This is a genomic window from Streptomyces sp. CC224B, from assembly GCF_030010595.1.
In the GTDB taxonomy this organism is placed as follows: Bacteria; Actinomycetota; Actinomycetes; order Streptomycetales; family Streptomycetaceae; genus Streptomyces; species Streptomyces longispororuber.
This window is the reverse complement of sequence record NZ_JASCXL010000204.1, coordinates 1-6,765: the sequence shown is the minus strand read 5'-3', so window position 1 is coordinate 6,765 and position 6,765 is coordinate 1. Positions and strand designations below refer to the sequence as shown.

6 protein-coding genes and 1 pseudogene are annotated in these 6,765 nt (G+C 68.8%); 3 read left to right on the top strand and 4 right to left on the bottom strand.

Going from position 1 to position 6,765, the window contains the following annotated elements:
- Positions 1 to 38: 38 nt before the first annotated feature.
- Positions 39 to 596 (bottom strand): ATP-binding protein, encoded by a 558-nt coding sequence (locus QK440_RS40410; protein ID WP_282798259.1) that lies wholly within the window; start codon positions 594 to 596, stop codon positions 39 to 41.
- A 290-nt stretch (positions 597 to 886) separates the two neighbouring features.
- Positions 887 to 1,108 (bottom strand): annotated as a pseudogene (locus tag QK440_RS41520) (nucleoside-diphosphate kinase); the annotation flags it as partial.
- Between the two features lie 407 nt (positions 1,109 to 1,515).
- Here QK440_RS41520 and QK440_RS40400 point away from each other — a divergent pair.
- The 3 genes from QK440_RS40400 (at position 1,516) to QK440_RS40390 (ending at position 3,865) form a co-directional block, all read left to right on the top strand.
- The gene (locus QK440_RS40400; RefSeq protein ID WP_282798257.1) at positions 1,516 to 2,175 is read left to right on the top strand and encodes an NUDIX hydrolase; all 660 of its coding nucleotides are present in this window, start codon (positions 1,516 to 1,518) and stop codon (positions 2,173 to 2,175) included.
- Positions 2,172 to 2,585 carry an NUDIX hydrolase gene (locus tag QK440_RS40395; protein WP_282798256.1) on the top strand — a complete coding sequence of 138 codons (414 nt, stop codon included), beginning with the start codon at positions 2,172 to 2,174 and terminating at the stop codon, positions 2,583 to 2,585. Before QK440_RS40400 ends, QK440_RS40395 begins: the two co-directional genes overlap by 4 nt.
- A 1,088-nt stretch (positions 2,586 to 3,673) precedes the next feature.
- Positions 3,674 to 3,865 carry a hypothetical protein gene (locus tag QK440_RS40390; protein WP_282798255.1) on the top strand — a complete coding sequence of 64 codons (192 nt, stop codon included), beginning with the start codon at positions 3,674 to 3,676 and terminating at the stop codon, positions 3,863 to 3,865.
- 174 nt (positions 3,866 to 4,039) lie between these two features.
- Here QK440_RS40390 and QK440_RS40385 read toward each other — a convergent pair whose 3' ends face one another.
- Positions 4,040 to 5,749, bottom strand: a complete 1,710-nt coding sequence (locus tag QK440_RS40385; protein ID WP_282798254.1) for a relaxase/mobilization nuclease domain-containing protein — start codon at positions 5,747 to 5,749, stop codon at positions 4,040 to 4,042.
- Positions 5,746 to 6,306, bottom strand: coding sequence for a MobC family plasmid mobilization relaxosome protein (locus QK440_RS40380; RefSeq protein ID WP_282798253.1), 561 nt, complete (start codon positions 6,304 to 6,306; stop codon positions 5,746 to 5,748). The genes QK440_RS40385 and QK440_RS40380 overlap by 4 nt, the downstream gene beginning before the upstream one ends.
- Between the last annotated feature and the right edge of the window lie 459 nt (positions 6,307 to 6,765).

The window sequence follows — 6,765 nt, the reverse complement described above, 5'->3', positions numbered from 1 at the left end:
GACCATCTACCTGGCCGGACTCCACCTCGCCGCCATCTTCATCTGGTCCGCGCGGTGATCCGAAGGAAACGCCCTAGGCCGGTTAAGACTCGTCCGATGAGCATCGGGGCGGCTTGCCGGCCACCGATGGCTGGCTCGCCGCAGGCGCTGTCGGGACGAGCGGGAACCTCTGCCCAGACGATCTTCCCAGAGTGCGGCTGCGTGGGGAAGTAGCCCCAGCGGCTGGACATGGCCTGGATGAGGACAAGTCCGCGACCCCCGGTGGCGCTGGCGTCATGGGCGCGGAGTACCGGCGGTCGCGGGTCGAGGTCGCTGACCGCGAGAATGATGCCATCGTCGGTGGGCCAGAGCCTGAGAACGATCGTGCCAACACCCGTGGGTCTGGGGGCGGCCATTTCAGACGTCTCCGTGGGCCGCAAGTGCTCGATCGCGTTGGTAGCCAGCTCCGAGACGAGGAGTCGGGCGACTTCGATCCCCTCGTCGGGGAAGCGCCAGCGCTGGAGGATGTCGACGGTGTAGCGGCGGGCCCAAGCGACGGCGTTGGGGGGGGCGGCGAGGGTCAGTTCGCTGATGGACGGGGGCGTTACCTGGTTCATGCGGGTGGCTCCCTCGGCGGCGTGGCCGGGCGGGTGCGGCGCTTTGGCGTGGGTGGAGGCCCGCAAGGCCGGGACGGCTAGGGACGGGGCGTCTCGGCCTCGCGGGCTGCTTGAAGGGTTACTTCGCGGCGACGACGTAGACGCTGCCCCAGCGGCGCTTCGGGTTGGCCATGGTGGGGTCGAAGGTCCAGGGTTCGACGGTGGTGAAGCCAGCGTCGGTGAAGAGCTGGACGAGCTTCTCGTGGTCGTAGACAGGTGCGGGGTGTACGTGGGGTCGTCGTCCTGGTCGCGGACGCCGTGAGGTTGTAGACCTCCGAGCCCAGCCGTTCCTCCAGGTCGAAGTAGTGCTTGCGGGTGAACTCCTCGTCCATCCACTTCATCTTCGTGCCGACGATCTTCAGCGCGGCGTCTTCGAATCGAGTGATGATCCTTCCTGCCAGGCCACGCGCCAGCGCATCGGGCTTGAGCAGGACGAGCGTGCGCTCGACAGTGTGAGCCTGAACCTCGGCCATTGACTCCCTTTCGCCTTGCTAGCAACCGAACATGACGGAAATTCAGCCGTCATCTGCTGAGGTTACCGGCGCTGGCAGGGCGGTTCGGACGTGCGGGCAATGCCCCGGACGGGAGAATGCCGGCCAAGGTGCGGCCGATCAGCCCATCGAGAGTTCCGATTCGGCCAACTTCTCTGTCTCCGCTATCCGCTGGGAGTGCACACCTAGAATCTCCCTGTGGTCGTCTGGCGCTCTCGCGCCTCTCATACGCCTCCCAGGGACTGAGCCTTTGGCGGGTGATCCCTTGGCCCCTGGTGACTCCGATTCTTCCGGGGCTCTTCCCGCGTGACCATGAAGTGCCAGTGCAGTGGGAGTGCACTTTCGGCGTGCGGATTCCTGCACCGGGGCGGCGACGAGGGGGCAGTTTTGTGGACGTGATCGAGCGCTGGAGCGGCCGGTACGCCTGCCTGCTGCAGTCCGCCCTACGGCTCGGCAACGAACAGTTCGCCGCCCACCTGGGTATCGCCGTGAGAACGGTGGCCGCCTGGCACTCCGACGCGTCCGTCGTCCCTCGCAGGGAGATGCAGCAGCTCCTCGACACGGCCCATGAGCAGGCTCCTCCGGCTGCGCGACAGCGCTTCGCACTCCTGCTGGCGAAGGAACGGGCCCCGGCGGACTCGACGCCGCCCGGCGCGCAGGCACTGCGGGTGACCATCGCAGTGGTCGTCCGCGACAGCGATGTCCTCCTGGTGTGCCGACGGGACGACGACGCCGCTGGAATCACGTGGCAGTTCCCGGCCGGCGTCATCAAGCCGGGAGGCAAGGCGGAAACCACCACCGTGCGGGAGACCTTGGACGAGACGGGTGTCCACTGCGCGGTCCGGCAGCACCTCGGGAACCGCCTTCACCCCGTAACCGGCGTGCTGTGCGAGTACTTCCTCTGCGAGTACCTGGCCGGCGAGGCCACAAACAGCGACGCGGCCGAGAACATCGACGTCATGTGGGTCCCCAGAAACTCGGTGCCCCGCTTCATCCCCGTCGATACGATCTTCCCACCCATCCTGGCCGTCCTGGAGGAGCAGACGTGACGAACAAGAACACGGACGAGCGCCCGGGCATCGCCGCCGCCATCGTCGTGAACGAGGGACGCGTGCTGATGGTGCGCCGCCGGGTCAGCGAGGGACAGCTCTCCTGGCAGTTCCCGGCCGGAGAGGTCGAGCCGGGCGAGGCCCGCGAGGACGCCGCCGTGCGGGAGACCCAGGAGGAGACCGGGCTGACCGTGGCGGCCGTGAAGCTGCTCGGCGAGCGCGTCCACCCGAAGACGGGCCGGCTGATGTCGTACACCGCATGCGAGGTATTGGGTGGAACGGCCCACGTCGCGGACACCGAGGAGCTGGCCGAACTGGCCTGGGTTGCCCATGGCGAGGTCCCGGAGTACGTGCCATACGGACTGTTTGAGCCGGTGCAGGACTACCTCGACGCGACCCTGCTCTCCTGAGAGCGACTCCGAGCCACAGTCGTGGCCCTGCCGACACGTCGCGGCAGGACCCAACCGGGGCTCCACCGAACAAAGGCCACGACGTTCTGCCCGCTTCCTAGCGGACCGTCGCTCCGCCAGTACCTACCTCGCTAGCGGGGGTCGAACAGTACTCGCTCCAACTGACGCCACCCCGGCTTAGGTGCTGCAGCAGGTCGAACGACAGTGAGGAGCCGTCCGTCGAGACACACGTCAAACCGCCCTTCCGACCGTGACATCCTTTCCCGAATCGCCACCTGTCGGGGCGGCCTCTCAGCAAGTACTCCAACCATGACTTCGTGCTTCGCAGGCCCCAAGGCATCAGCCGGTACCCAACGACCACGCACGGAGATTCCCGCGAGGGTAGCCTCTTGGTCTGATTCAGGAGCGGATGCGTAGAGCCTGCTCACCACGTCCTCCGCAATTTCCTGAGGAGGCCGCGTGGGTTCCGCCACCATGAGCCCAAGCGGTTCGAACTCCGTGATCTCCTCGCCTGCGGCGCCGCTGGGCGCCTCTCCCACCGCCGGGGACGGCTGACTCGACGGGAGAACGTTGGGGCCAGACTCTGCGTCCGCCTCCGGTTCGCCCCAGTGGAAGGGCTGCTCCTGGCCGTCCCCGTCCTCCGTGTCTGCCCAGTCGGTTATCAGCGTGTCGCCCGATCCACTGCCCTCGGGGATAAAGATGTCCACAGCCACCCCTGCCGGACCTACGTAGACCCAGCTCATGAAATAGGAGTGGTCGCTGTGAGCAGCAGACCAGGCCGTGAGCTGAGCGAGTCGCCGTCGCTGTTCTGAGAGAAGGCGCTTGGGCAACAGCTCCTTCTGTTTGCGATACCGCCCACGGGCCTCCCCCGCGATTGGCCCCTCCGGTACATGGAACAGCAGATCAGGGCGCACGCCACTACCCTGATACGACTTCGACAGAGGTCGCGGCAGAGCATCAAAGCTGTGCAGTTCGTGGGTTCCGTCCGTCCACGAGAACAGGGCTTCACTCGCTGCGGTCAGCAGCCCGAGCCCCGCACACTCGCTGACGAAGCTGCGTATGTGCCGCGAACTCGCCATGAGGGACGGGTGATCGAGTTGGAGGGGACTCCCTCCTGGGGCGTCGACGTAACTGAGCAGAAGGCGGGCTTCCAGCTCCTTGGTCCGAAGGTCGACGACGCCTTGCAGGTCGCAGGCCAGTGCATTGATGTGGACCAGCCGAGCCAGTCCAACCGGCAGTTGCCCGCGACCGATGATCCACGCAGCTCCTTGCCCGCTTGACCGTGGTTCGAACCGCCAGACCCGAGCTCTAACGGTGTTCACGCTGGCTCCCCCTCACGAATCACTCCACGCCTCCAGTCGCCTACCAGCACATACACGAAAGCGACGATATCGACGACCACTGACAGCCGAGTGGTCTGGAGAGAGACCACTGCTCACCATCAGCTCGGTGAGCTAACGCGCTGGACGGGTCGCTCGGCTAACCGCGGGAGCCACTGAGATCACCCCACGGGGGCTGGGGGTGCTTCCCGAACCGTTCAACAGCGTCGTCCGTCGGCGGGCGGCTTCGGCGCGGGGGTTGGGGGCGGGGTTGCGGCTGGTGTGCTGGATGCGGGTGATCAGGACACGGGCAGGTTGGCGGGCGGTGGTGAGTTCGCGCTGGGCGGCTGCTTCCTTGAGGAGTTGGTGGGGTTTGTGGCCGTCGGCTTCGGCGTCGGAGAGGACGGTGGCGAGGGCCGGCCAGGCGGGGTCGGTGAGGATGCGGTCGGCGTGGTCGGGGACGGCGGCCCGTACGTCGTGGGCGAGGGTCCGGCGGGCCTGATCGTTCGGCTGGCGGGTGGTGAGGCTGTCGACGACGGGCGTGAGGGCTCGGTCGGCGGCGGCCTGGAGGTGGTGAAGGGTCTGGCGGGCGGTTTCGGTCTGGTGGGCGTGGTTCTTCGCTTCGTGCCAGCGGGCGGCGGCGATCGTGGCCCAGAGGAGGGCAGCGAGCAGGGTCGCCAGGGCGCTGCCGTCGGGGCCGGTGGCGGTGTGGGCGAGGTCGCGGGCCGCTCGGCGCAGGATGGTGGCGGCCTGGTTCTCGGCGCGGATCTGGGAGCGCTGTGCGCGGACGAATGCCCTTGAGGCGGCTCGCAGTTCGGCCTGGAGGTGGTCGGGGGCCCTCTGAGCGGAGGCTTCGATGAGGTCGCCGAGCGCGGTGATGTGGGCCTGGGCGTGGGTGTCGTCGGCCATGCCGGCGTGGAGAGTGTCGAGGGCGTCGATGGCCTGGTGCCAGGGGGTGCTGGGGCGATCGCGGCGGGCGGTGGGGTGCTCCTCCGGCGTGGTGGCCTCCAGGCGGGCCTTGAGCTTGGGCAGGGTGAGGTCGGGGGCGATCTTGCCGCCGGGGTGGAAGATCTGTTCGCCGTCCTTGTTGAGGTCGCCGGGGCGGCCGACGGCGTAGCCGAGGAGGTCGCCGGAGGGTCCGCGGCGGGGTTTGACCGCGATGCCCATGGCTTCGAGGTAGGCGAGCAGTTCCTCGGCGCTGCTGGCGTGGGGGATGGCGGCGCGGATGCGGTCCTGGAGCCAGTCGCGGCTGGTCTGCTCCCAGCCGAGGCGTTCGGCCTTGTGCATCTCGGCCTGCGTGGGCCGGTGCCCGGCGGTGCGGTCGCCCTTCTTCAGCTGCCGCAGGCCGTAGTCCTTCTCGATCCGGCGGCAGGCATCGCCGACGCGAATGCCGCTGTCGTGGAGCCTGGGGCGGCGGCCGTCCTCGCGGACGGTGGTGGCGAGGATGTGGATGTGGTCGTCCGCGTGGCGTACGGCGATCCACCGGCAGCCGAGGTCGTCCCCGGCCGGGGCGATGCCGGCGGCTTCGACGATCCGCTGGGCGATGTTGGCCCACTCGGTGTCGGAGAGGTGGCGGTCCTCGGGAGCGGTGCGGACGGGGCAGTGCCAGACGTGGTCGGTGACCTTCTTGCCGAACTCGCTGTTCCGAAGATGGACGGGCGCGTCGAGGTAGCGGGCGAGCTGGGTGAGGGCGGCGTCGGGGTCGCGGCCGGGGTCGGGCATGCCGAGCATGGCGAAGCCGGCGACGATGTGCGGGTCGGTGTGCTCGTCGTGGCGGCCGGGGCCGTAGAGGTAGGCGAGCAGGCCACGGGTGTTGGATCCGGCCGGTTTGATGGCGGCGATCACGCGGCCTGGTCCTTCCTGGATTCGGCGGGTTCGCGCAGGGCCTCGGCGATCAGCTCCAGCAGGCGGTGGAGCTCGTCGAGACGGTGGCGGATGTCGGGTGGGGTGAGGTCGCTGTTGAGGGCGCGGGCGATCTGGTTGACGTTGACGCCGATGCGGTTGAGCTCGCGCAGCACCTGGGCGCGGAACATGTGGGTGCGGCGGTGGTCCTCGGACAGCGGCAGGTTCGCCGTGAACCGTCCGGATACGAAGGCGAGGACGATGTCGGCGGCGAAACCGGATTCCCCCTTGTAGCCGTGTTCGGCGGCGGCCTCCTGGAGGTCGGCGTGCTCGTCTCCGGTGAAGCGCAGCGGACCGACGCGGACGGTCCGCTTGGTGCCGGTGAAACGGCGGATCGCCGGCTGGACGCTCTGCACCGCTCGCTCACTGGCTATCGGTTCGGCGGCGGGTGCGGGGCGGAGGATCTGCTGCTGGACTGCGTGCAGCTCGTCCGGGTCGGGGCCGCCCTCGGCCCCGACCTCCCAGTCCGGCGCCCCCTGGCGCTGGGCCGTCTCCGCCACCCCCGGGGCGGAGATCCCCGAAGACCGGCCTTGAGTCGGACTCGGGGTACTACTGGCTCCGCCAGGAGCCGCCCGACCGAACGCCTTCCGCAAACGCTCCTTCAGCGTAGGGGACTTCGTCGGCACGGACCGTTCGTCCGGGATGACTTCGGCATCGTGCGCGTCGTGCGTGTGGCGCGTCATGGGCAGTTCTCCGGATGAGGCGGAAAGGGCAGGCAGGTCGGCGGGGAAGGCCGGGGCGACGTGCAGCCGGTAGTTGGTTGTCCACAACTGTGGAGGAGTGGTCGCTGCGGGCGGTGGCCGGGTGGCGGGGGCGGGATTCCGGCGGGTTCGGGGGGTGGGCCGGCCGGGTTTCGGTGGCCCCCGGAGTAATTCACGGGCGCCCCCAGGGGGGCGTTTGGGGGGGGGGACCCGGTGGTGCGGGCGACAGCGACCCCAGGGGCCCGGGCGGACGGTTTT